The sequence below is a fragment of the Streptomyces sp. NPDC016562 genome (assembly GCF_043076955.1).
In the GTDB taxonomy this organism is placed as follows: domain Bacteria; phylum Actinomycetota; class Actinomycetes; order Streptomycetales; family Streptomycetaceae; genus Streptomyces.
In genome coordinates this window covers 614,375-635,600 of record NZ_JBIBRZ010000003.1, presented here as the reverse complement: position 1 = coordinate 635,600, position 21,226 = coordinate 614,375, and the positions used below count along the sequence as shown (strand labels likewise).

At 71.4% G+C, this 21,226-nt stretch carries 17 protein-coding genes; 12 read left to right on the top strand and 5 right to left on the bottom strand.

The window, feature by feature from the left end; translation table 11 throughout:
• Positions 1–240: 240 nt before the first annotated feature.
• On the top strand, positions 241–1,731 hold the full coding sequence (locus tag ACF059_RS18040; protein WP_392057906.1) for a hypothetical protein: 1,491 nt from the start codon (positions 241–243) through the stop codon (positions 1,729–1,731).
• A gap of 638 nt (positions 1,732–2,369) precedes the next feature.
• Here ACF059_RS18040 and ACF059_RS18035 read toward each other — a convergent pair.
• Positions 2,370–3,731 (bottom strand): glutamine synthetase family protein, encoded by a 1,362-nt coding sequence (locus ACF059_RS18035; RefSeq protein WP_360897930.1) that lies wholly within the window; start codon positions 3,729–3,731, stop codon positions 2,370–2,372.
• A gap of 280 nt (positions 3,732–4,011) precedes the next feature.
• On the opposite strand from ACF059_RS18035, the gene ACF059_RS18030 reads away from it, so the two are divergent.
• The 4 genes from ACF059_RS18030 to ACF059_RS18015 all read left to right on the top strand — a co-directional run bounded on the left by ACF059_RS18030 (position 4,012) and on the right by ACF059_RS18015 (position 6,441).
• Positions 4,012–4,362 carry a hypothetical protein gene (locus ACF059_RS18030; RefSeq protein ID WP_392057903.1) on the top strand — a complete coding sequence of 117 codons (351 nt, stop codon included), beginning with the start codon at positions 4,012–4,014 and terminating at the stop codon, positions 4,360–4,362.
• Between the two features lie 127 nt (positions 4,363–4,489).
• Positions 4,490–5,122 (top strand): DUF3105 domain-containing protein, encoded by a 633-nt coding sequence (locus tag ACF059_RS18025; RefSeq protein ID WP_392058160.1) that lies wholly within the window; start codon positions 4,490–4,492, stop codon positions 5,120–5,122.
• Positions 5,119–5,823: a DUF305 domain-containing protein gene (locus tag ACF059_RS18020; RefSeq protein WP_392057900.1), complete on the top strand. Its 705-nt coding sequence runs from the start codon at positions 5,119–5,121 to the stop codon at positions 5,821–5,823. Before ACF059_RS18025 ends, ACF059_RS18020 begins: the two co-directional genes overlap by 4 nt.
• Positions 5,824–6,021: 198 nt before the next feature.
• Entirely contained in the window at positions 6,022–6,441 is a 420-nt protein-coding gene (locus tag ACF059_RS18015; RefSeq protein ID WP_360897922.1) for a CBS domain-containing protein, read from the top strand.
• On the opposite strand, the gene ACF059_RS18010 is transcribed toward ACF059_RS18015, so the two are convergent.
• Positions 6,426–7,295 carry an alpha/beta fold hydrolase gene (locus ACF059_RS18010; RefSeq protein WP_392057898.1) on the bottom strand — a complete coding sequence of 290 codons (870 nt, stop codon included), beginning with the start codon at positions 7,293–7,295 and terminating at the stop codon, positions 6,426–6,428. The two genes, ACF059_RS18015 and ACF059_RS18010, sit on opposite strands and share 16 nt — an antisense overlap.
• Complete coding sequence (locus tag ACF059_RS18005; RefSeq protein ID WP_392057896.1) at positions 7,292–8,017, bottom strand: DUF998 domain-containing protein; 726 nt, start codon at positions 8,015–8,017, stop codon at positions 7,292–7,294. Before ACF059_RS18005 ends, ACF059_RS18010 begins: the two co-directional genes overlap by 4 nt.
• Positions 8,018–8,089: 72 nt before the next feature.
• Here ACF059_RS18005 and ACF059_RS18000 point away from each other — a divergent pair, with 72 nt between their 5' ends.
• The 4 genes from ACF059_RS18000 (at position 8,090) to ACF059_RS17985 (ending at position 13,626) form a co-directional block, all read left to right on the top strand.
• The gene (locus ACF059_RS18000; protein ID WP_392057893.1) at positions 8,090–8,533 is read left to right on the top strand and encodes a hypothetical protein; all 444 of its coding nucleotides are present in this window, start codon (positions 8,090–8,092) and stop codon (positions 8,531–8,533) included.
• 134 nt (positions 8,534–8,667) lie between these two features.
• Positions 8,668–10,302 (top strand): multicopper oxidase family protein, encoded by a 1,635-nt coding sequence (locus ACF059_RS17995; protein ID WP_392057890.1) that lies wholly within the window; start codon positions 8,668–8,670, stop codon positions 10,300–10,302.
• A 138-nt stretch (positions 10,303–10,440) separates the two neighbouring features.
• On the top strand, positions 10,441–11,808 hold the full coding sequence (locus ACF059_RS17990; protein ID WP_392057887.1) for a DUF4190 domain-containing protein: 1,368 nt from the start codon (positions 10,441–10,443) through the stop codon (positions 11,806–11,808).
• Between the two features lie 63 nt (positions 11,809–11,871).
• Complete coding sequence (locus ACF059_RS17985) at positions 11,872–13,626, top strand: NAD+ synthase (protein ID WP_392057884.1); 1,755 nt, start codon at positions 11,872–11,874, stop codon at positions 13,624–13,626.
• A 16-nt stretch (positions 13,627–13,642) separates the two neighbouring features.
• Here the strand turns inward: ACF059_RS17985 and ACF059_RS17980 are convergent, their stop codons facing one another.
• Positions 13,643–14,671, bottom strand: a complete 1,029-nt coding sequence (locus ACF059_RS17980) for an endonuclease/exonuclease/phosphatase family protein (protein ID WP_392057881.1) — start codon at positions 14,669–14,671, stop codon at positions 13,643–13,645.
• A gap of 287 nt (positions 14,672–14,958) precedes the next feature.
• Between ACF059_RS17980 and panB the strand changes: the two genes are divergently transcribed.
• From panB to ACF059_RS17965, 3 genes are all read left to right on the top strand, one after another.
• Complete coding sequence (gene panB, locus ACF059_RS17975; RefSeq protein WP_392057878.1) at positions 14,959–15,822, top strand: 3-methyl-2-oxobutanoate hydroxymethyltransferase; 864 nt, start codon at positions 14,959–14,961, stop codon at positions 15,820–15,822.
• A 166-nt stretch (positions 15,823–15,988) separates the two neighbouring features.
• Positions 15,989–17,011, top strand: a complete 1,023-nt coding sequence (locus ACF059_RS17970) for an ATP-binding cassette domain-containing protein (RefSeq protein WP_392057875.1) — start codon at positions 15,989–15,991, stop codon at positions 17,009–17,011.
• Positions 17,008–17,859 (top strand): ABC transporter permease, encoded by an 852-nt coding sequence (locus ACF059_RS17965; RefSeq protein ID WP_361949771.1) that lies wholly within the window; start codon positions 17,008–17,010, stop codon positions 17,857–17,859. The genes ACF059_RS17970 and ACF059_RS17965 overlap by 4 nt, the downstream gene beginning before the upstream one ends.
• A 57-nt stretch (positions 17,860–17,916) precedes the next feature.
• On the opposite strand, the gene ACF059_RS17960 is transcribed toward ACF059_RS17965, so the two are convergent.
• Positions 17,917–21,222: a BTAD domain-containing putative transcriptional regulator gene (locus ACF059_RS17960; RefSeq protein ID WP_392057872.1), complete on the bottom strand. Its 3,306-nt coding sequence runs from the start codon at positions 21,220–21,222 to the stop codon at positions 17,917–17,919.
• Between the last annotated feature and the right edge of the window lie 4 nt (positions 21,223–21,226).

Here is a 21,226-nt window from a genome sequence, read left to right as displayed (position 1 = left end):
AGGCGGCAGCGAGCCAGCAGGGGCTACCAGAGTTGATCAACGATTCCCATGAGGAGTTCTCTCGGCATGACGCAGCCGCGGCCAGGGCGAGCAGAGCATCAACCTGAGCACTTTGCATGCCGTCGTCGAGCCGCGAGTCCCTCTTCCCCAGAAGGCGGCGGAGGCACGAGCGCCTGCTTTCCGCCGAACCGACTATCGGAATCATGCCTCCTGGCTCGCCCCCCCTGTGAGACTCTTGGCGTGGACGAAAAAGGCAGTAGCTATGGGGGTAAGATGGGCGTCTTCTTCTCTGACCATTTTGGGGTAACTCGCGGCAGAATTGAGGAGTATGGCGCCCTTGACATCTGCCTAATCAGCGACCTTCCACTATTTATCGACCCATTCCTCCTTTTCCATAGCGAGAAGGAGGAGTATCGGACCCTCCACGAGGGAATCCTTAATTACATGGCTTTCCTTCGAGACAAATCAACCGAAGGGAAACTCGCTCCAGGGCTCCTTGAATCTTGGTTCTACTTCAAGGAGGTGAAACAGAACTGGCTGGGCTTCACGGTGCTTGGAAATGGCGGCCGCGCGCTGGGTGCTTCGTTCGCCCGATCTCTCAATCAGGGATTGGCGGAGGTGTTCCAAAATTTCGGCCATGAGACTGTTACGGAGGGGAGCCACCCTGAAAAAATCTGCCTAATCACAGGAGGCGTTGGTCGAGACTCCATTAGCGATTTTACGACAAATTTGATCAAGGGATACCTGCTCGACTACACTCAAAGATTTACTTTGGATAACGTTGAGCCGGAGCTTCGCAAGCCGTTTCGCGTGAGGAGAGTGCGGTTCAATTACGAAACAGAGACTTGGGAGGACGGGGAGTACGTACTGCCGCGATTGCGCGATGACTTCATTCTGCTCACGCCTAAGGACATCCTCACCCGCGATGACACGTGGATTAACAGGCGTGATCTGGTGAAGGATTTTCACGAACTCCCGCTTGCGGTCTCGAATATCCAACTCCGTGAGCAGGTGAGCAACTACTTCTATAGACACCTCTCCAAGAAGCCGAAACGTAAGGAGATTGACGAGGCCGCAATTGCAACTATCAGACAATTCCCCGAGCTGGTCGACTACTATATTAAACTCAAGGAAGATTCGGGTGACATTGCGGTCAACTCGAGCGCCCTGAAGGTAGAAGACCTCGTCAGCACCTTCATCGAAGGGTTGGATGACGTAATCTCCGACCTGCAATCCAAAATCCGATTCTATGAAAAACTCCCCGATTCTCGCGCCGAGTGCCTCGCGCGAGTAAATGCCTTCAAGCGGTACGTCGAGCACCAGGACGGCTACAGGCTGATCAACAGGAGGGGGCGGGGGTTCAGCCAGGAGTCCGAGATTCAGCTGTTTTTCGGTCTTATCTGGTACGGGACGGCTTTCGACGTCAATAGGGAGGTTAATAACGGACGCGGCCCCGTAGACTACAAGATTTCTAGCGGATCTACCGATAAAACGCTAATTGAGTTCAAGCTCGCCAGCAACTCCCACTTGAAGCGAAATCTGGAACATCAAGTGGCGATCTATGAGCAGGCCAATGACGCCGCAAACTCGATCAAGGTCATCATTTCGTACACGGAAGCCCACGAGATGAAAGCTCGAAGAATTCTTTCCGATCTCGGGCTAAGTGACAGGGATGATGTGATTTTGATCGATGCCCGTAGCGATAACAAGCCGTCGGCGAGCACGGCCTAGCCCTGTTTAGTGGCGTGCTCTGTGCCCGCCCGCGGTCTCGATGGCATGCCGTTCGTTGGGGTGATCGAGCCTGGTCTCCACGCCGCCGAAGCGCAGCAAGGAGCGGAAGGTGACGCTTGCCCGCGCGGCTGACGTGTTCCGCAAGCACCGCTAGGACTTCCCGCCCATGGACGTGATGCTGCCTGGTTGCACCCGGACAGTCCCCCATGACGAAGGCGGCTGCTGTTCTCCCTCTCGGGTGGCGGCGCAGTGCGCCGGACTGACTTCAACGCCCGTGTCTAGAAGGTGGCGCTCGTCCAGGTCGGCGTCATGCCGCAGCCGCGGACGGATAGCGCCACCAGGCCACGCAAGAGCGCGAGATGCACGCGCTGCGGCTCTTCTACGCGTCCGTCCTGCCGCACAGCGGGGAGAAGAGTAGGCGCTCAGCACCTCGGGCCCACAGACCCTGGGTTCACACTCCGCGTCTACACCCACCTGATGGAGGGGCCGACGGGCGAGCCCGGAAGGCGGTCGGCGGCCTCTAGGGGACGACGATTCCGCGCACGATGGCCCAGGAGGGGTAAGACGGCTTCGGGCTGACGGTCCACGACCCTCAGCCCGAAGTTCAACATATCTGTGGCAGGTGTCCTGAAATGCGATTACAGGACGGGGAGGTTCTTGCGGAGTTCGAAGGCGGTGACCTCCGAGCGGTACTCCTCCCACTCCTGCTTCTTGTTGCGCAGGAAGAAGTCGAAGACGTGCTCGCCGAGGGTTTCGGCGACCAGTTCGCTGCGTTCCATCAGGGCGATCGCCTCGCCGAGGTTCTGCGGGAGGGGTTCGATGCCCATCGCGCGGCGTTCGGCGTCCGAGAGGGCCCAGACGTCGTCGTCGGCGCCCGCCGGGAGTTCGTAGCCCTCCTCGATGCCCTTGAGGCCCGCCGCCAGGAGGACGGCGTACGTGAGGTAGGGGTTGGCGCCCGAGTCGATCGAGCGGACCTCCACGCGGGAGGAGCCCGTCTTGCCCGGCTTGTACATCGGGACGCGGATCAGGGCCGAGCGGTTGTTGTGGCCCCAGCAGATGTACGAGGGGGCCTCGCCGCCCGCGCCGGCGCTGCGGGAGGAGCCGCCCCAGATGCGCTTGTAGGAGTTGACCCACTGGTTGGTGACCGCCGCGGTCTCCGCCGCGTGCCGCAGGAGGCCCGCGATGAAGGAGCGGCCGACCTTGGAGAGCTGGTACTCGGCGCCCGACTCGTAGAAGGCGTTGCGGTCGCCCTCGAAGAGGGAGAGGTGGGTGTGCATGCCCGAGCCGGGGTACTCGGAGAAGGGCTTCGGCATGAAGGTGGCCTGGACGCCCTGTTCCAGGGCGACCTGCTTCATCACCAGGCGGAAGGTCATGATGTTGTCGGCCGTGGAGAGCGCGTCGGCGTAGCGCAGGTCGATCTCCTGCTGGCCGGGGGCGCCCTCGTGGTGGCTGAACTCGACCGAGATGCCCATCGATTCGAGCATGGTGATCGCCTGGCGGCGGAAGTCCATGCCGACGTTCTGCGGGGTGTGGTCGAAGTAGCCGGAGTTGTCGGCGGGGGTGGGCCGGGTGCCGTCGAGCGGCTTGTCCTTCAGCAGGAAGAACTCGATCTCCGGGTGGGTGTAGAAGGTGAAGCCCAGGTCGGAGGTCTTGGCGAGGATGCGCTTGAGGACGTAGCGCGGGTCCGCAAAGGACGGGGAGCCATCCGGCATCAGGATGTCGCAGAACATCCGGGCGGTCCCGGGTGCCTCGGCGCGCCACGGCAGTATCTGGAAGGTGCTCGGGTCGGGCCGGGCGATCATGTCGGACTCGTAGACCCGCGCGAAGCCCTCGATGGCGGAGCCGTCGAAGCCGATGCCCTCGTCGAAGGCCTGCTCCAGCTCCGCGGGGGCGACCGCGACGGACTTGAGGAAGCCCAGCACGTCGGTGAACCACAGGCGCACGAAGCGGATGTCGCGCTCCTCAAGCGTCCGGAGGACGAATTCCTGCTGCTTGTCCATGCCTTCATCCTCGCAGTTCAGACGGCCTGTGCACCACCGCCGAGGGGCGCCCGGCGCACAGCTGGGGGCGGACCAGTATCGCCAGCGGTGGTTTCCGCCACATTACGCACCCCGCAAAGGTCGTGACACCCCCGCTCTGACCTCGGTCCCGTCATGAGCATTACCATCTGCGCCCATGGGGGGCCGGGAGTACACGCAACAGCGGTACACGCAGCAGGGGCGTCGCGGGCAGCAGGGGCGTCGTGGACGTCTCGCGTTCCGGTGTGCCCTGCTGGTGCCCGTGCTCGGGGTACTGATCGGCGTGCTGTTCCTCTGTGCCCGTCCCGCCCTCCCGGCCGGCGAGCCGCACGCCGCCCCGCAGGCCGCCCCGCAGGCCGGCCCGCAGGCCGGCGCCGGCGCCACGGAAGGCCGCGCCGCCCGCGCCGTCTGCGCGTCCCCGTACGACCTGCCCGGCTGCTCGTCCCTGGAGCACGTGACCCCGGGCGTGCTGCCCACGCCGCCGCCCGCCGTCACCGTGGCCGGCGGCGACCCGCCGCCCGTCGCGCGGGCCGCCGGGGCCGCAGGGGTACGGCCGCCCGGGCGTGCGGCCCGCGCCCCGGACCTGCATGCCCTCCAGGTGCTACGGACCTGATCGGTCCGGTTTGGTTTCGCGTTCCGTCCACCCCCCTCAGCAGAAGGAACCAGGGCACATGGCCAGCAAGTCCGGCAGGACCCCCCAGCACACCGACCCGCACTCCCGCCAGGCGCGCATAGCCGAGATGCGCCGCGCCGACCAGGTGCGGGAGCGGCGCAACAAGGCCATCGCGATCACGGTCGCCTCGTCCGTCGTCGTCGGCCTCGTCGGATTCGGCGCGTGGGTGCTGATCGACCAGAAGCAGACCGAGCAGCGCAAGAAGGACGCCGCGGTGAAGCTGTTCAAGGAGCAGCAGGAGCTCCGGAAGAAGCCCGTGGAGGGCGAGCAGCTGTGGGACGCGACGAAGTTCGGCCGCAATCACGTCGAGACGCCGGTGAAGTACGAGATGAACCCGCCGGTCGGCGGTGACCACCACCCCCGCTGGATGAACTGCAACGGCGACGTCTACGCGAACCCGGTGCCCGAGGTGCACGCCGTGCACTCGCTGGAGCACGGGGCGGTGTGGGTGACGTACAACGAGAAGGCGCCCAAGGCCGACGTCGACAAGCTCTCCGCGAGGGTGGAGAAGACCCCGTACTCGCTGATGAGCCCGGTCAAGGAGCAGACCGGCTCGATCATGCTCAGCGCGTGGGGCAAGCAGCTGACCGTGGACAGCGCCGACGATCCCCGGGTGGCGCAGTTCTTCACCAAGTACGTGCAGGGTGAGCAGACCCCGGAGCCGGGCGCGGCCTGCACGAGCGGGGTGGCCGGCAAGTGAGCCGCCCGCTCCCCCGCGCCGGCGTCCCGCGTACGTACTGGATCGCCGGCGCGGCCGTCCTGCTGGCCCTGCTGTTCGCGGCGGCGGCCACCGTCTCCGCCGCCAACGGGAACGACGGCGGCAGCGGCTCCGTGGCCGCACCCGCCGCGCCGCGGACGCCCGGGCTGCACTCGCCGGACGCGGGCTTCGCCCGCGACATGGCGGTGCATCACCAGCAGGCGGTGGAGATGTCCTTCATCGTCCGCGACCGCACCCAGGACGAGGCCGTGCGCACCCTCGCCTACGACATCGCCAACACCCAGGCCAACCAGCGGGGCATGCTGCTCGGCTGGCTGGACCTGTGGGGGCTGCCGAAGGTCGTGGCCGACGAGCCGCCCATGTCCTGGATGGGCACCTCGGGCGGCCACGGCGGGCACGCGGGCCACGGCGCGGCCAAGCCCGGCGCGCTGATGCCCGGGATGGCCACCAAGGAGGAGCTGGCCCGGCTGGGCGCGGTCGAGGGCCGGGACGCGGAGGTGCTCTTCCTCCAGCTGATGACCGACCACCACCAGGGCGGCGTCGTGATGGCCGAGGGATGCGCGCGGCAGTGCGAGACCCCGGTCGAGCGGGCGCTGGCGCAGGGCATGGTCGACGCCCAGCGCTCGGAGCTCACCCTGATGGCGGACATGCTCAAGCAGCGCGGGGCCGCGCCGCGCGGGTGACGGGACACGCTCGTACGGTGGTGGGAGGCGCCCTCTCACCCGTACGGGCGTGTACTCCCCCCTGGGGAGGCGCGTACGCCGGACGGCCCCATGGCCAGGCCCCGTGACCAGGCCGCATGACCAGGCCGCGGCCAGGAGGGCGCCGAGGCGGGTCCGTCCGGGTCCGCCGCACAACGGCGCTCAGGAGGTTGAACACGAATGACCACCGCCGGAGAGATCATGCACGAAGGGGCCCAGTGGATCCCCGCCACGGAGACCCTGGACCGGGCCGCAGAGCTCATGAGCCGTCTCAACGTGGGCGCGCTGCCCATCAGTGACGCCGACGAGCGGCTGTGCGGCATCCTGACCGACCGCGACATCGTCGTGGGCTGCGTGGCCAAGGGCCACGATCCGTCGAAGACCACCGCCGGTGACATGGCCCAGGGCACCCCGCGCTGGATCGACGCGGGCGCGGACGTCTCCGAGGTGCTGGAGGAGATGGAGAGCCACCAGATCAAGCGGCTGCCCGTGATCAAGGACAAGAAGCTGGTCGGCATGATCAGCGAGGCCGACCTGGCCCAGCACCTGTCGGAGGACCAGCTGGCCGGCTTCGTCGAAAAGGTCTACGCCAGGCGCTGACCCGGTTCCCGCGCTGCGAGGACCGCCCGGGCCACCTGGTCCGGGCGGTCCAGCATGACCAGGTGGCCGGCGGGCCCGGCCACCTCGAAGCGGGCGCCGAGCCGCGCGGCGAGCTCCGCCTGGCGGGCCGGCCAGCGCAGCGCGCGCCGGCCGCGGGAGCCGTCGTGGGCGGCGAGGACGGTGGCGGGCGCGGCCAGCGGGTACGCGGCGCGCAGCGCGAGCAGCTCGGCCGCCATGTCCGGGTAGCGGGCGTTCTCCAGCAGGGCGCCGCGCCAGACGCGGCCCGTGCCGTAGCAGCGTCGTACGAGGTCACGCGCGGCCGGGTCGGAGCCGCCGGTGCGCGAGGCCCGTACGGCCGCCCGGCGCACCGCGGGCCCCAGCGCGGCCGGCAGGCCCGCGGCGCTCACGGCCCGGCCGAGCGCGCGGGCGGCCGCGGTGCGGGGCCCTGCGGGCAGCAGGGCGCGGGGGGTCTCCTCCACGCTGGAGTCGACCAGCACCAGGGCGGCGGTGCGCTGCGGGTACAGGCGGGCGAAGGCCTCGGCGTGGAACCCGGCGATCGAGTGCCCGACGACGGTGACGGGGCCGGTGAGGCCCAGCGCGTCCAGGAGGCCTGCGATCCGGCGGGCCTCCCCGGCGGTGGTCGGCGGCACGGTGGCCGGAGCGCTGAGCCCGTGTCCGGGGCGGTCGAAGCGGACGACGGTACGGCCGCGGGCGACGAGCAGCGCGGCGACCGGGTCCCAGTCGAACCAGGCCAGCGCCAGCCCGGCGCTGAGCACGCACACGGGGCCCCGGCCCTCGACGAGGACGTGCAGCGCGGCCCCGTCCACGCGGACGAACCGGCCGGTGCGGGTCACCTGCGGTGCGCTTTGCGGGCGGGCGGTAGGCGCTCCTTGTGGACCGAGTACGCGAGCAGGCCCAGCCAGAGCGCGACGAACAGCACCTGGAGCCGCTGTCCGGCCCCCAGGGCCCAGGTCCCGCGCCCGGCGGTGAACAGCGCGATGGCGGACAGGGTCCAGACGGTGGCGAGCAGTTCGAGGACGACGAGCGCGGGACCGTAGCGGGCGAGCGGGGCGAACCAGCCGTAGCGGCGCGCGGCCACGGTCAGGGCCACCACCCCGGTCAGGGCTCCGGTCATGGCGAGGCTGCTGCTGATGGCGTGCGCCTGATGGGTGGCGGGGACGAGCCCGGCCGTCTCCCGGGCCGCGCACCCGGGGTCCGCGGTGGGCGTGCAGCTCAGCGGCAGCCAGGCGTCGGCGGCGGTGGCCGCGCCGAAGAGGGTGACCCCGGCCCAGCCGACGACCGCCCAGGGGCGGCGGGACGCGGCGTGCCTCAACAGCCCGAGCAGGGCAGTCAGGGCCCCGGCGAAGGCGAGCAGGCCTGCGGTGAAGTCGGTGGCCCGGAACAGGCCGCCGAGCGGCTGGTCCTGGGCGGCGAGCTCGCTGACGTACGTCTCGATGGGGTTGAGGCCCGTGGAGAGGACGACTTCGAGCACCCACGCCGTGTAGGCGGCTCCGGCGAGGCCGATGAGCACGGCGACCGGCCAGGCGGTCCGCAGAGAGAGACCATGGGGGGACATAGTGTGACTAATCCTAGGAGGATCCAGGGTCGGTCCTATGATCGGATACCCACCGGGGGTAGGGTTCCGCGCATGACGCGCAGTGACGAGCGAGCAGGCCCGGGGGCCCGGTTGCTGCTGCTCGCCGCGCTGTTGCTGGGCCTCGTCACCATGCACTCCCTGGGCCATCCGGCTGACTCCCATGCCGGGGAGGACGCGCCCGCGGGCCACTCCGTTGCCTCCGTCGGTCACACCCGGACAGCGGAACGGGTGCACGCGCAGGACCCGATACCGGTGGCCGGGGCGCCCCTGCCCACCGCCGCCGTCGGCACCGGCACCGGCACCGGCATGGACCCCCTGTCCGTCTGCGTCACCGTGCTCACCGGGCTCGTCCTGCTGTACCTCGGCGCCGGACCGGCCGGCTCCCGCGACACCGCGCCGCTCGGGGGCGCGGCCCGCATACCCGGCCGGTCCGGTGGCCCGGGCCCGTCGTCACCACGCGAACTCCTCACCCGGCTGGCGGTTCTGCGGGTATAGGCCGCCTCGCCGCCGCCCCCCATGCCCCCGTGCCCGCAGGCCCGCACGCCCGCGCGCCTTCCTGTGCGCACGGCCGTGGGGCGGCGCCGGACCGCGCCCTTGAACCCGTACCACCACACCCACGAGGTGCCCCCATGCGCTCTCTTCCCACCCGTCCGACCACCCGCCGCGCCGTCCTCGGCGCGTCCGCCGCCGTCCTCGGCTCCGGACTGCTCTCCGCCTGCTCCGGCTCCGGGTCCTCTTCCCGTTCCGGTTCCGGTTCCACCGGTGCGGACCACGGCTCCATGAACCACGGCGGTTCCCTCGCCGACGGCCCGCCTGGCTACGTCGACCCGGCCGGCCCCGAGGTCAAGGCCGCCGAGGCCGCCCGCAAGGCCACCGGACCGCTCACCGAGGTCAAGATCACCGCCACCGCCACCCCGCTCGACCTCGGCGGCGGGCACACCGTGCGCTCCTGGGCGTACGGGGACAAGCTGCCGGGCCAGGAGGTACGGGCCACCGCCGGCGGCACCCTCGCCCTCACCCTGGCCAACAACCTCCCGGCGGCCACCTCCCTGCACTGGCACGGCATCGCACTGCGCAACGACATGGACGGGGTCCCCGCACTGACGCAGCGGGACATCGCCCCGGGCGGATCCTTCGCGTACAAGTTCGCCGTCACGCACCCGGGCACGTACTGGTTCCACCCGCACACCGGGGTCCAGCAGGACCGCGGCCTCTACGCCCCGCTCATCGTCGAGGACCCGAAGGAGCCGCTCTCCTACGACAAGGAGTGGGTCGTCGTCCTCGACGACTGGATCGACGGAGTGGACGGAGCCACGCCCGACGCCGTCCTCGCAGAGCTCCGCCAGGGCATGACCGCGGCGGGCGGCGGTCACGCCCACGGCCAGGCGCCCGCGCCCGCCGGCAGGGGTGGGGCCGGACCCGGCGGCGGGCGCTCCCACGTGATGATGGGCGGCAACAGCGAACTCCTCGGCGGGGACGCGGGGGACGTCGTCTACCCGCACTACCTGATCAACGGCCGCGTGGCCGACGACCCGTCGGTCTTCACCGCCCGCCCCGGCGACCGGATCCGACTGCGCATCATCAACGCCGGCGGGGACACCGCCTTCCGGATCGCCCTCGGCGGCCACGAACTGACGGTCACCCACACCGACGGGTTCCCGGTGGAGCACGCGAAGGCGAGCTCGCTGCTGCTGGGCATGGGCGAGCGGTACGACGTCCTGGTCACCGCGCAGGACGGGGTGTTCCCGCTCACCGCACTGGCCGAGGGCAAGGGCCGGTCGGCGCTCGCCGTGCTGCGCACCGGGTCGGGGACGGCGCCCACCGCCGCGACCCGGCCGGCCGAGCTGGACGTACGGCCAGTGATGGCCGACGCGCTCAAGGCGGCGGGGCCGGCCGTACTGGCGCCCCGCGAGCCGGACCGTACGGTGCGGATCCGGCTCACCGGCACCATGGCCCGGTACAACTGGGCCTTCGACGGCAAGCCGTACACCCCGGACCAGCGGCACCCGGTGAAGGCGGGCGAGCGGGTCCGGCTGGAGTTCAGCAACCAGTCGGCGATGTGGCACCCGGTACACCTGCACGGGCACACGTTCGCGCTGGGCGGCGGAGCGGGCGGGGCCCGCAAGGACACCGCGATCCTCCTGCCGGGCAAGAGGCTGACCGCGGACTTCGACGCGGACAACCCCGGGCTGTGGATGATGCACTGCCACAACGTCTACCACTCGGAGTCCGGGATGATGACGGTCCTCGGCTACCAGCTCTGACGGACGCCTGGCCCGTCCGTGCGGTTCCGGTTCCGGCCGGTGACCGGAACCGCACGGGAATTCGGATGGGGGCGGGGCGCCGGCATGGCACTCTTGCGGTGATCAGAGCTGCTGCGACAAAAGGACGACCCCGCCGGTATGAGTACTCCGCCGAACCCGCCCAGCACCCCCGCCGGTCCGCCGACGGAGCCCGCGGGCACGCCCGTTCCCGAGACGGCCTCCATACCGGAGCCCACGCCCGAGCCCGCCTCCCCCGAGCCCGAGCCGACGCCGGAACCCGAGCCGACGCCGGAACCGGAGCCGGAGCCGACGCCCGCGCCCGCACCCGCGCTGTCGCTGGAGAAGACCCCGGCGGCCCCGGCGGCCTCCACGACCCCGGCCCCGGACTCCACCCCGGCCTCGGAAGAGGCGACCGTCCCGCTGCAGCCCTCCCCCACCGCCCCCGAAGCGGCGGAGCCCACCGAACCGGCCACCGTCCCGCTGGCGCCCGCCCCGGCGGCCCCCGCGGCCCCCGCGGCCCCGTCCGCCCCGTCCCCCGCCACCGTCGCGATGCCGTTCGCCCCGCCCACCCCGGCACCCGCCGCCCCGGCCCCGCCCGCAGGCGGCTACGGCGTCCCGGGCGCACACGGCGCCCCCGGCGCCCCCGGCAACGTCTGGGCCCAGCCCGGCGCCGCCCACGGCTACGGCCCGGGCCCGTACCCCGGCTACCCGCAGGGCGCTCCGGCGGCCACCAACGGCCTGGCCATCGCCGCCCTCATCGTCGGCGGCTTCGGCATCGTCTTCGGCTTCATCCCCTTCCTCTTCTGGGCGGGCGCCCTGACCGCCGTGGTCGGCATCGGCCTGGGCATCGGCGCCCTCGTCCGCGCCTCCAAGGGCGGGCCGCACAAGCCGCTGGCCATCCTCGGCACCGTCCTCGGCGTGCTGGGGCTCGGTGCCTCCGCCGTCGGCTTCTTCCTCACCGTCGGCGTCGTCGACCGCATCGACCGGAAGATCGAGGAGGAGCAGATGGAGCTGGGCCCGTACCCCAGCGGCGCCCCGTGGCCGTCGGCCACGCCGTACCCGTATCCGTCGAAGCCCTCGTACCCCTCGAAGTCCCCGTCGCCCTCCCAGGTCCCGGGCATGACCAGCGCGCTGGCGTTCGGCGAGACGTTCACGTACCCGAGCGGCGTCAAGGTCAGCATCAGCGTGCCGAAGAAGTACGTGACGAAGAGCGAGTACCTGAAGGTGGGCAACGCGGTCCAGATGACCGTCACCATCACCAACGACTCCGACAAGACCCTGAACGTCATCTACGCGATGCCCAACGTCCGTGACGACAACGGCATGACCGGCAAGATCGTCTTCGACGGCGACCTGCCGAAGATGATCAGGGGCGACATCCTGCCGGGCGCCTCCGCGAGCGGCGTCGTCGCCTACGAGGTCCCCGAGGGCACGACGAAGATCAGTGCGGACATCAGTCCGGCCACCCTGCTCGCGCCCGCCAAGTTCGGCGGCCCGATCGGCTGACGCGGGCCGTGGGAGAGCCGGGGCCCAGGACATCGCGTCAGAAAGACGATTAGACTGGGCCCCGTGCCTCAACTACGCCTCGCTCTGAATCAGATCGACTCGCACGTCGGCGACATCGCGGCCAACTGCGACTCGGTCGTCCACTGGACCCGGCACGCCGCCGAGCAGGGCGCCCACCTCGTGGCGTTCCCGGAGATGATGCTGACCGGCTACCCCGTCGAGGACCTCGCCCTGCGCGGGTCCTTCGTCGAGGCCTCCCGCACCGCGCTGCGCGAGCTCGCCCAGCGCCTGTCGGCCGAGGGGCTCGGCGAGTTGCCGGTCGTCGTCGGCTACCTCGACCGCACCGAGAAGGCCACGCCCCGGCTCGGCCGCCCGGCCGGCTCCCCCGAGAACGCGGCCGCCGTGCTGCACCGCGGGCAGGTCGTCCTGCGCTTCGCCAAGCACCACCTCCCCAACTACGGCGTGTTCGACGAGTTCCGGTACTTCGTACCGGGCAACACCCAGCCGGTGATCCGGGTCCACGGCGTCGACGTGGCCCTGGCCATCTGCGAGGACCTCTGGCAGGAGGGCGGCCGGGTCCCGGCCACGCGCTCCGCCGGGGCCGGGCTGCTGGTCTCGATCAACGCCTCCCCGTACGAGCGCAACAAGGACGACCTGCGCCTGGAACTGGTCCGCAAGCGGGCCCAGGAGGCCGGCTGCACGCTCGCCTACCTGGCGATGATCGGCGGTCAGGACGAGCTGGTCTTCGACGGGGACTCGATCGTCGTCGACTCCGCCGGCGAAGTCATCGCGCGCGCACCGCAGTTCTCCGAGGGCTGCGTCCTGGTCGACCTCGACCTCCCTGCGGCGCGCGCCGACGCGCCCGAGGGCGTGGTGGACGACGGGCTGCGGATCGACCGCGTGGTCCTCTCCGAGGAGCCCGTGGAGCCGTACGAACCGGTCGTCCCCGGTGGGTACGCCGACCGGCTCGACGACGACGAGGAGGTCTACGACGCGCTGGTCGTGGGCCTGCGCGCGTACGTCAGGAAGAACGGCTTCCGCTCCGTCCTGATCGGGCTCTCCGGAGGCATCGACTCGGCGCTGGTCGCCGCCATCGCCTGCGACGCGATCGGCGCGCAGAACGTGTACGGCATCTCGATGCCCTCGAAGTACTCCTCGGACCACTCCAAGGGCGATGCGGCCGATCTGGCCGAGCGAACGGGCCTGAACCTGCGGACCGTGCCCATCGAGCCGATGTTCGACGCGTACATGGGATCGCTCGGCCTCACCGGCCTGGCCGAGGAGAACCTCCAGTCCCGGCTGCGCGGCACGATGCTGATGGCGGTCTCCAACCAGGAGGGCCACATCGTGCTGGCCCCGGGCAACAAGTCGGAGCTGGCCGTCGGCTACTCCACCCTGTACGGCGACTCGGTGGGCGCGTACGGCCCGATCAAGGACGTGTACAAGACGGACGTGTTCCGGCTGGCGCACTACCGCAACCGGGCCGCCGTCGAGCGCGGCGAGATCCCGCCGATCCCGGAGAACTCGATCGTGAAGCCGCCGAGCGCCGAGCTGCGCCCGGGGCAGGTGGACACGGACTCGCTGCCGGACTACCCGGTGCTCGACGCGATCCTCGCGCTGTACGTGGACCGGGACCAGGGCATGGAGGCGATCGTCGCGGCCGGCTTCGACCGGGAGCTGGTCGCCAGGACGCTGCGGATGGTGGACACGGCGGAGTACAAGCGCCGCCAGTACCCGCCGGGCACGAAGATCTCCGCGAAGGGCTTCGGCAAGGACCGCCGGCTGCCCATCACGAACGGCTGGCGCGAGCGGGCGTAGCGGCCCTTACCGCCGGCTACGGCTTGACGGTGAGGCGGGCGGCGACCGGCAGGTGGTCGCTGCCCGTGCGCGGGAGGGTCCAGGAGGCCTCCGGCCGGATCCCGCGGACCAGGATCTGGTCGATCCTGGCCATCGGGAACTCGGCGGGCCAGCTGAAGCCGAAGCCGTCGCCCGCCGCGCCCTGGGTGGAGCGCATCTGGGAGGTGACCTCGGACAGCGCGCGGTCGTTCATGGTGCCGTTGAGGTCGCCGAGCAGGATGACCTTCTTCAGCGGTTCGGCGGCGAGCGCGGCGCCCAGCGCGTCGGCGCTGTCGTCGCGCTGGTTCGCGGTGAAGCCGGCGTTCAGCTTGACGCGGACCGAGGGCAGGTGGGCGACGAAGGCGGCGACCTTCCCCTGGGGGGTGTCGACGGTGGCGCGCATGGCGCGGGTCCAACCCATCCTGATGTCGACGGGCGCGCCGGCGCTCACCGGGTACTTGCTCCACAGGCCGACGGTGCCCTCGACCGCGTGGTACTTGTACGTGGCCGCGAGCGCCTTCTCGTAGACGGGGACGGCGCTGCCCTTGAGCTCGGTCAGGGCCAGGACGTCGGCGCCGGACCGGGCGACGGATTCGGCGGTGCCGCGCGGGTCGGGGTTGTCGGCGTCCACGTTGTGGGTGGCGACGACGAGGTTGCCGCCGGAGCCGGACTTGTCGGTGACCAGGCCGCCGAAGAGGTTCGCCCAGACCGCGGCGGTCAGCAGTACGGCGATCAGCGCGGTCGCGGACTTGCGGATCACGGCCCCGGCCAGCAGGGCCGGGACGGCCACGCCCAGCCAGGGCAGGAAGGTCTCGGTGAGGCTGCCGAGGTTGCCCACGTCGTTGGGAAGGTCCGCGTGGAAGATCATGACCAGCGAGATCAGGGTGGCGATCCCCGCCAGCACCCATCCGCGGCGCCAGATTCCGGGGTCTTTGCGCAGGTCGGCCAGCCGGCGTCGGAAGCGGGACGCGGAGGGCTCGGGGTCCGAGCCGCCGTTCCCCGACTCCGTCATGTACGCCTGTGCCATGCCACTGCCCTCACTGCCGTGCTCGCGCTCCGTCCCCGCCCCTTGACCCTAGGCGATCGACGAAGCCTTACGTGCCGTACGTCACGACCGTCCTTCACGGTCGTACGTCCGGGAGGACGAACGGCCGTACGCCACGGGTTCCGCTTGTCACGAAACGCGCACATTGCATCGTGTGGCGGGGCGCGCGCTCCCCAGCACTTCCGCCTTCGGCCACGCGGATGCCACCATGGTGGGTGAGTCCGGGGACGCCGTGAGGGCGCCTCGAGATGACACAAGGAGCAGTTGCAATGACGCATGCCGTTTCGCCTGCCCGCGAACCCGCATCCTCCCCCACGCTGTACGGAGGCACCGGCACCCGGCGCATCACCGTCCGCGACCTGACCCTCGCCAAGGAACGCGGCGAGAAGTGGCCCATGCTGACCGCCTACGACGCGATGACCGCGTCCGTGTTCGACGAGGCCGGCATCCCGGTCATCCTCGTGGGCGACTCGATGGGCAACTGCCACCTCGGCTACGACTCCACCGTCCCGGTGACGATGGACCAGATGACCATGCTTTCGGCGGCCGTCGTGCGCGGCACGCGCCGTGCGCTGGTGATCGGCGACATGCCGTTCGGTTCGTACCAGGAAGGCGCCGTGCAGGCCCTGCGCAGCGCCACCCGTCTCGTGAAGGAGGCCGGGGTCGGAGCGGTGAAGCTGGAGGGCGGCGAGCGGTCGCTGGCCCAGACCGAGCTGATCGTGCAGGCCGGCATCCCCGTCATGTCCCACCTGGGCCTGACCCCGCAGTCGGTCAACGCCATGGGCTACCGGGTGCAGGGCCGCGGCGACGAGGCCGCGCACCGGCTGCTGCGCGACGCGAAGGCGGCGCAGGACGCGGGCGCCTTCGCCGTGGTGCTGGAGCTGGTGCCGGCCGAGCTGGCCGCCGAGGTCACCCGGTCCCTGCACATCCCGACGGTCGGCATCGGCGCGGGCGCGGAGTGCGACGCGCAGGTACTGGTGTGGACGGACATGATGGGCCTGACCGGCGGGAAGATGCCGAAGTTCGTCAAGCAGTACGCGAACCTCCGCGCGACCATGGGCGACGCGGCGAAGGCCTTCGCCGAGGACGTGGTCGGCGGAACCTTCCCGCAGGCGGAGCACGCCTTCCACTGAGGCAACCGGGCCCCCTGGGCCTCGCTAGCCCGCAAGCCCCGGCAGCCCGTCGACCCCGCGTCGGCGGGCTGCCGTGCGTTCGCCGCTCCTTCGCCGCTCCTTCGTCAGGTGGCTGTCAGCCGGTTGTCGGTCCGCTGTCGGTGCTTTGTCGGTGGCGGGTGGTCCCATGGTGGACATGACGCGAAACGACAAGAACCCCAACGCCGTTGAAGTACGGGGGCTGGTCAAGCACTACGGCGAGACGAAGGCCCTGGACGGTGTCGACCTGGACGTCCGCGAGGGCACGGTCCTCGGGGTCCTCGGACCCAACGGGGCCGGCAAGACCACGCTGGTGCGCTGCCTCTCCACCCTGATCGTCCCCGACGCCGGGACCGCGACCGTCGCGGGCTACGACGTGGTCCGCCAGCCCCGGCAGCTGCGCCGCACCATAGGCCTGACGGGCCAGTACGCCTCGGTCGACGAGAAGCTCTCCGGCTGGGAGAACCTCTACATGATCGGGCGGCTGCTCGACCTCTCCCGCAAGGACTCCCGCCGCCGCGCGGACGAGATGCTGGAGCGGTTCTCCCTGACCGAGGCGGCCAAGAAGGCCGCGATGAACTACTCCGGCGGCATGCGGCGCCGGCTCGACCTCGCCGCCTCGCTGATCGGCAACCCGGCCGTGCTCTACCTGGACGAGCCGACCACCGGTCTCGACCCGCGCACCCGTAACGAGGTGTGGGACGAGGTCCAGCGGCTGGTCGCCGAGGGCGCCACCGTGCTGCTCACCACCCAGTACATGGAGGAGGCCGAGCAGCTCGCCAGCGAGCTGACGGTGATCGACCGCGGCAAGGTCATCGCCAACGGCAAGGTCGACGAGCTGAAGGCGCGCGTGGGCGGCCGCACCCTGCGGATCCGCCCGGTGGCCTCCGCCGACCTGCCGGGCATGGCCCGCGCCCTGTCCGAGGCCGGACTGGACGGCGTGGCCGGCACCCAGGCCGTACCGGACGAGGGCGTGCTGCTGGTCCCGATCCTCAGCGACGAGCAGCTGACCGCCGTGGTCGGCCTGCTGGCCGCCCGCGGGTACGCGATCGCCGACCTCGGCACCTACCTGCCCAGCCTCGACGAGGTGTTCCTGTCCATCACCGGCCAGAAGCCCACCGCCGTCGCGGAATCCGTCCCCACCGAGAAGACCGAGGAGGTCGCGGCATGAGCACCGTAACCACGACGAAGCCCGCGCCCACCGCGCCCGGTCCGGCCCCGGTGGCCGCCGGGGGCGGCGAGGGCCGGATCGGCCTGCGGGCCAACCTGCGGCACATCGGCGCGCTGGTGCGCCGCAACGCCCTGCAGATCAAGCAGGACCCGGAGTCGATGTTCGACGTCCTGTTCATGCCGATCATCTTCACGCTGCTGTTCGTGTTCGTCTTCGGCGGTGCGATCTCCGGCAAGGGCAACCAGGACGCGTACGTCAACTACGTGATCCCCGGCCTGATGGCCATGATGGGCATGAACATCTCGATGGCGGTCGGCACCGGCGTCAACGACGACTTCAAGAAGGGCGTGATGGACCGCTTCCGGTCCATGCCCATCGCCCGGTCCTCCGTCCTCCTCGCCAAGATCGTCGTCGAGATCGGCCGGATGATGGTCGCCATCGCGATCCTGCTCACGGTGGGCTTCATCCTCGGCCTGTCGATCAAGGGGTCGGTGCTGGACCTGTTCCTGGCCATCGGTCTGTCCGCCGTCTTCGGCGCCTCACTGATGTGGATCTTCATCCTGCTCGGCCTCACCCTGAAGACCGCGCAGGCCGTCCAGGGCATGGCGATGATCGTCCTGATGCCGCTCCAGTTCGGCAGCTCGATCTTCGCGCCGCCGACCACCATGCCGGGCTGGCTGCAGTCCTTCACGGACTACAACCCGCTGTCCAACCTGGCCGACGCGGCCCGGGCCCTGATCAACGGGACTCCGGTGGGCGACTCGGTGTGGATGACCCTGGCCTGGTCGGTCGCCATCACGGCGGCCACCATGCCGCTCGCGGTGCGCAAGTTCCGCCAGAAGACCTGACCCGCGGACCGATCCGTTCCGGATCGCGTCCCGGACGGACACCGGCCGGGGGCCGGGTCAGATGAGGGCGGTGGCCTCCTCCAGCGTGAGGCCGCCGCCTTCGGCGTACGCCTCCTCGTAGGCGCGGTCACCGAGCGCCGACCGTGCCAGCTTCTCGGCGAGGGCGCGGTCCTCGCGTTCCGTGGTGACGGGGAAGTGCCCGGGCGGCAGGTGGGCGCCGTAGGCGCCGATCAGCCGGGCGGCGTCGTACGCCCGCTGCGGGCCGCCGAGCGAGCTCAGGGAGACGGCCGCGGTCATCAGGTAGATCGCCGGCATCTGCGGGGCCACCATCCGCGCCATCGGATCCTGGATGGAGGTCATGGCCTGCCGCAGCCGCTCGCGGGCCTCCTCGTGGTGGCCCTCCTGGTTGTCCAGCCAGGCCATCGTCCCGAGGAGGAAGCCGTCGAAGACCGCGAAGGCGCCGAAGGCGAACTCGTCGCGCAGCAGTTGCAGTTGCTTGCGCGCCGAGGGGATCCGGCCGGTGCGGCCGAGGATGCCCGCGAGGAACATTCGGGCGGCGGGCATGGCCTCGTTGCCGAACCGCTGCACCGTGGCGGTGACCTCGGTGAGGATCTGCTCGGCCTCCTCCATCCTGCCCGCCTCGGTGAGCGTCCCGGCCATCCGTACGCGCAGGACGGTCACCTGCGCCTTGGCGCCGAGGCGTTCGGCGTAGGCGATCGCCTCGCGGTAGTCCCGGGCGGCCGGCCCGTACTCGCCACGCTTCTCGCGGGACTCGGCGCGGGCGGAGAGCGCCTCGGCGCAGCCCCAGGCGTCGCCGAGCTCGCGGAAGAGGGCCAGGCTCTCGTCGGCGTCGCGGGAGGCGTCGCCCGCCCAGTCGGCGCGGTTGGCCAGGATGTTGGCGCGCAGCTGGAGCGCGGAGGCCAGTTCCCAGCGGTAGCCGAGGGCGCGGGCGGATTCCACGGTCTCGTCGACGACCCGTTTGAGCAGCCCGGGGTCGCCCGCGATCATGACGGCGTAGATCCACAGGGAGCCGGGGGTCCGGCAGGTCTGCGGAAGTCCGGGCCGGTAGGTGGCCAGCACCCCGTCGATCTGGACCCGCACCTCGGGGCTGTCCCAGGTGGCGTTCGTCTGGTCCCGGGAGGCCAGCCGGACCAGGTGGACGGCGCGCCAGCCCTCGGCGAGCAGCTCGCCGCTGTAGGGCGGGGGCGAGTCGACGAGCCGCTCGTACACCGGCTCGGCGGGGGTCAGCGGCGCCAGGAAGGGGTTGGGTCCGAGGGTGGCGGCCGCGTCGGCCCAGTGCCGGGCCTCGGCGCGCTGGTCGTGCATGTGCCAGTACCAGCCCATGGAGTGGATCAGGCACAGCAGTTCCTCGCCGTCGCGGGTGGCGACGGCGCGGCGCAGGGCCGTACGCAGGTTCTCGTACTCGGTGGCGAGGCGGTCGGCGGCGGCCCGCTGGCCGTGGCCGCGCAGCAGGGGCTCGGTGGCGCGGGCCAGTTCGCGGTAGTGGACGAGGTGGCGGCGTCCGGTGTCCTCCCGGTCGTCGCCGGCGGCGGCGAGGCGCTCGGCGGCGTACTCGCCGACGGTCTCCAGCAGCCGGTAGCGCATGCCGGAGCCGTCGGGTCCGGGGGTGGCGACGACGAGGGACTTGTCGACGAGGGAGCCGAGGACGTCGGCCACGTCGAGGGACCCCTGCGCGCAGACGGCCTCGGCGGCGGCCAGGTCGCAGCCGCCGGCGAAGACCGACAGGCGGCGCAGGACGGCCCGTTCGGACGCGTCCAGCAGGTCCCAGGACCAGTCGACGACGGCCCGCAGGGTCTGCTGGCGGGGCAGGACCGTACGGGCTCCGCTGGTCAGCAGCCGGAAGCGGTCGTCGAGCCGGTCCGCGATCTGGCGCGGGGTCAGCAGCCGCAGCCGCGCCGCCGCCAGCTCGATCGCCAGCGGCAGACCGTCGAGGCGGCGGCAGATCTCGGCGGCGGCCTCCGGGTCCTCGTCCACGGTGAACCCGGGCCGGGCGGCGGCCCCGCGGTCACCGAGCAGCCGCAGCGCGATCGGGTCGGGCAGCGGCTCCACCGGGCGCAGCGACTCCCCCGGTACGCCGAGGGGTTCGCGGCTGGTGGCCAGGATCTGCACGCCGGGGCAGTGGGTGAGGAGCCGCTCGGCGAGCTCGGCGGCCGCGCCGATGACGTGTTCGCAGTTGTCGAGCAGCAGCAGGATCCGGCGCCGGGCGCAGTGCTCGGCGAGGCGGTTCAGGGGATCGTCCCCGGCGCGGTCGGTGAGCGCCCGCAGCTCCTCGGCGGCGGCGCCGCGCAGTTTGGTCTCCCGGGCGCCGAGCGCGGCGAGCACCGCCTCGGCCACGTCCTCCGGGTCGTCGACGGGGGCCAGCTCGACGAGCCACACCCCGTCGGGCCAGTCGCCGCGCGCCTCGTGGGCCTCCGCGGCCTCCTGGGACAGCCGGGTCTTGCCGGCCCCGCCGGGGCCCAGCAGCGTGACGAGCCGCGCTCGCGCGAGGTCGTCCCCGATGACGCGGATGTCGTCCTCGCGTCCGACGAAGGTGGTCAGCCGCGCCCGGAGGTTCCCCTGGCCGGAGGCGGCCGCGCAGTCGGCGGGCGCCGGAGCCGGGGGCGGCGCGTCCGCCGCGGGCCCGGCGGCGGCCGGCGGGCTCAGGAGTTCGGCGTGCAGGGCACGCAGGGCGGGTCCCGGGTCGGTGCCCAGGCGGTCGGCGAGCTCGCGGCGGACGGTGTCGTAGGCGGCCAGGGCCTGCGCCGGGCGTCCCGCGTCGCGCAGGGCCCGGATCCGCAGCGCCTGCAACGGCTCGTCCAGCGGCTGCTGCGCGCACAGCGCGGTCAGCTCCGGCAGGGACCGCTCCACCTCGCCCAGGGCCAGGGCCGCCGCGAGCCGGCCCCGGCGCGCGTCCGCCCGTACGGCCTCCCAGCGCGCGGCCTCCGCGGCCGGGTCGGGCAGGTCGGCGAGGGCCGGGCCGCGCCACAGGGCGAGGGCCTCCTCGTACAGGGCGGCCGCCTCGGCCGGCTGCGGCGCCGCGGCCGCGTCCCGGACCAGCCGCTCGAAGCGGTACAGGTCCACGTCCTCGCGCTCGGCGGCCAGCTGGTAGCCGCCCTCGGCGGAGCGCACGGCCGCGTGCCCCAGCGCCCGCCGCAGCCGGGCGACCAGCGCCTGCAGGGCGGCCACCGCGTCGGCCGGCGGGTCGCCGTCCCACACCTGGGCGACGAGCAGGTGCGCCGGGACCACGCGCCCCGGTCGCAGTGCGAGCGCGGTCAGGAGCGCCCGCAGGCGTGCTCCGCCGACGGCGACGGTGGTGCCGTCGTCCTGGATGGCCTGGGTGGTGCCGAGAATCGCGTAACGCACCGGC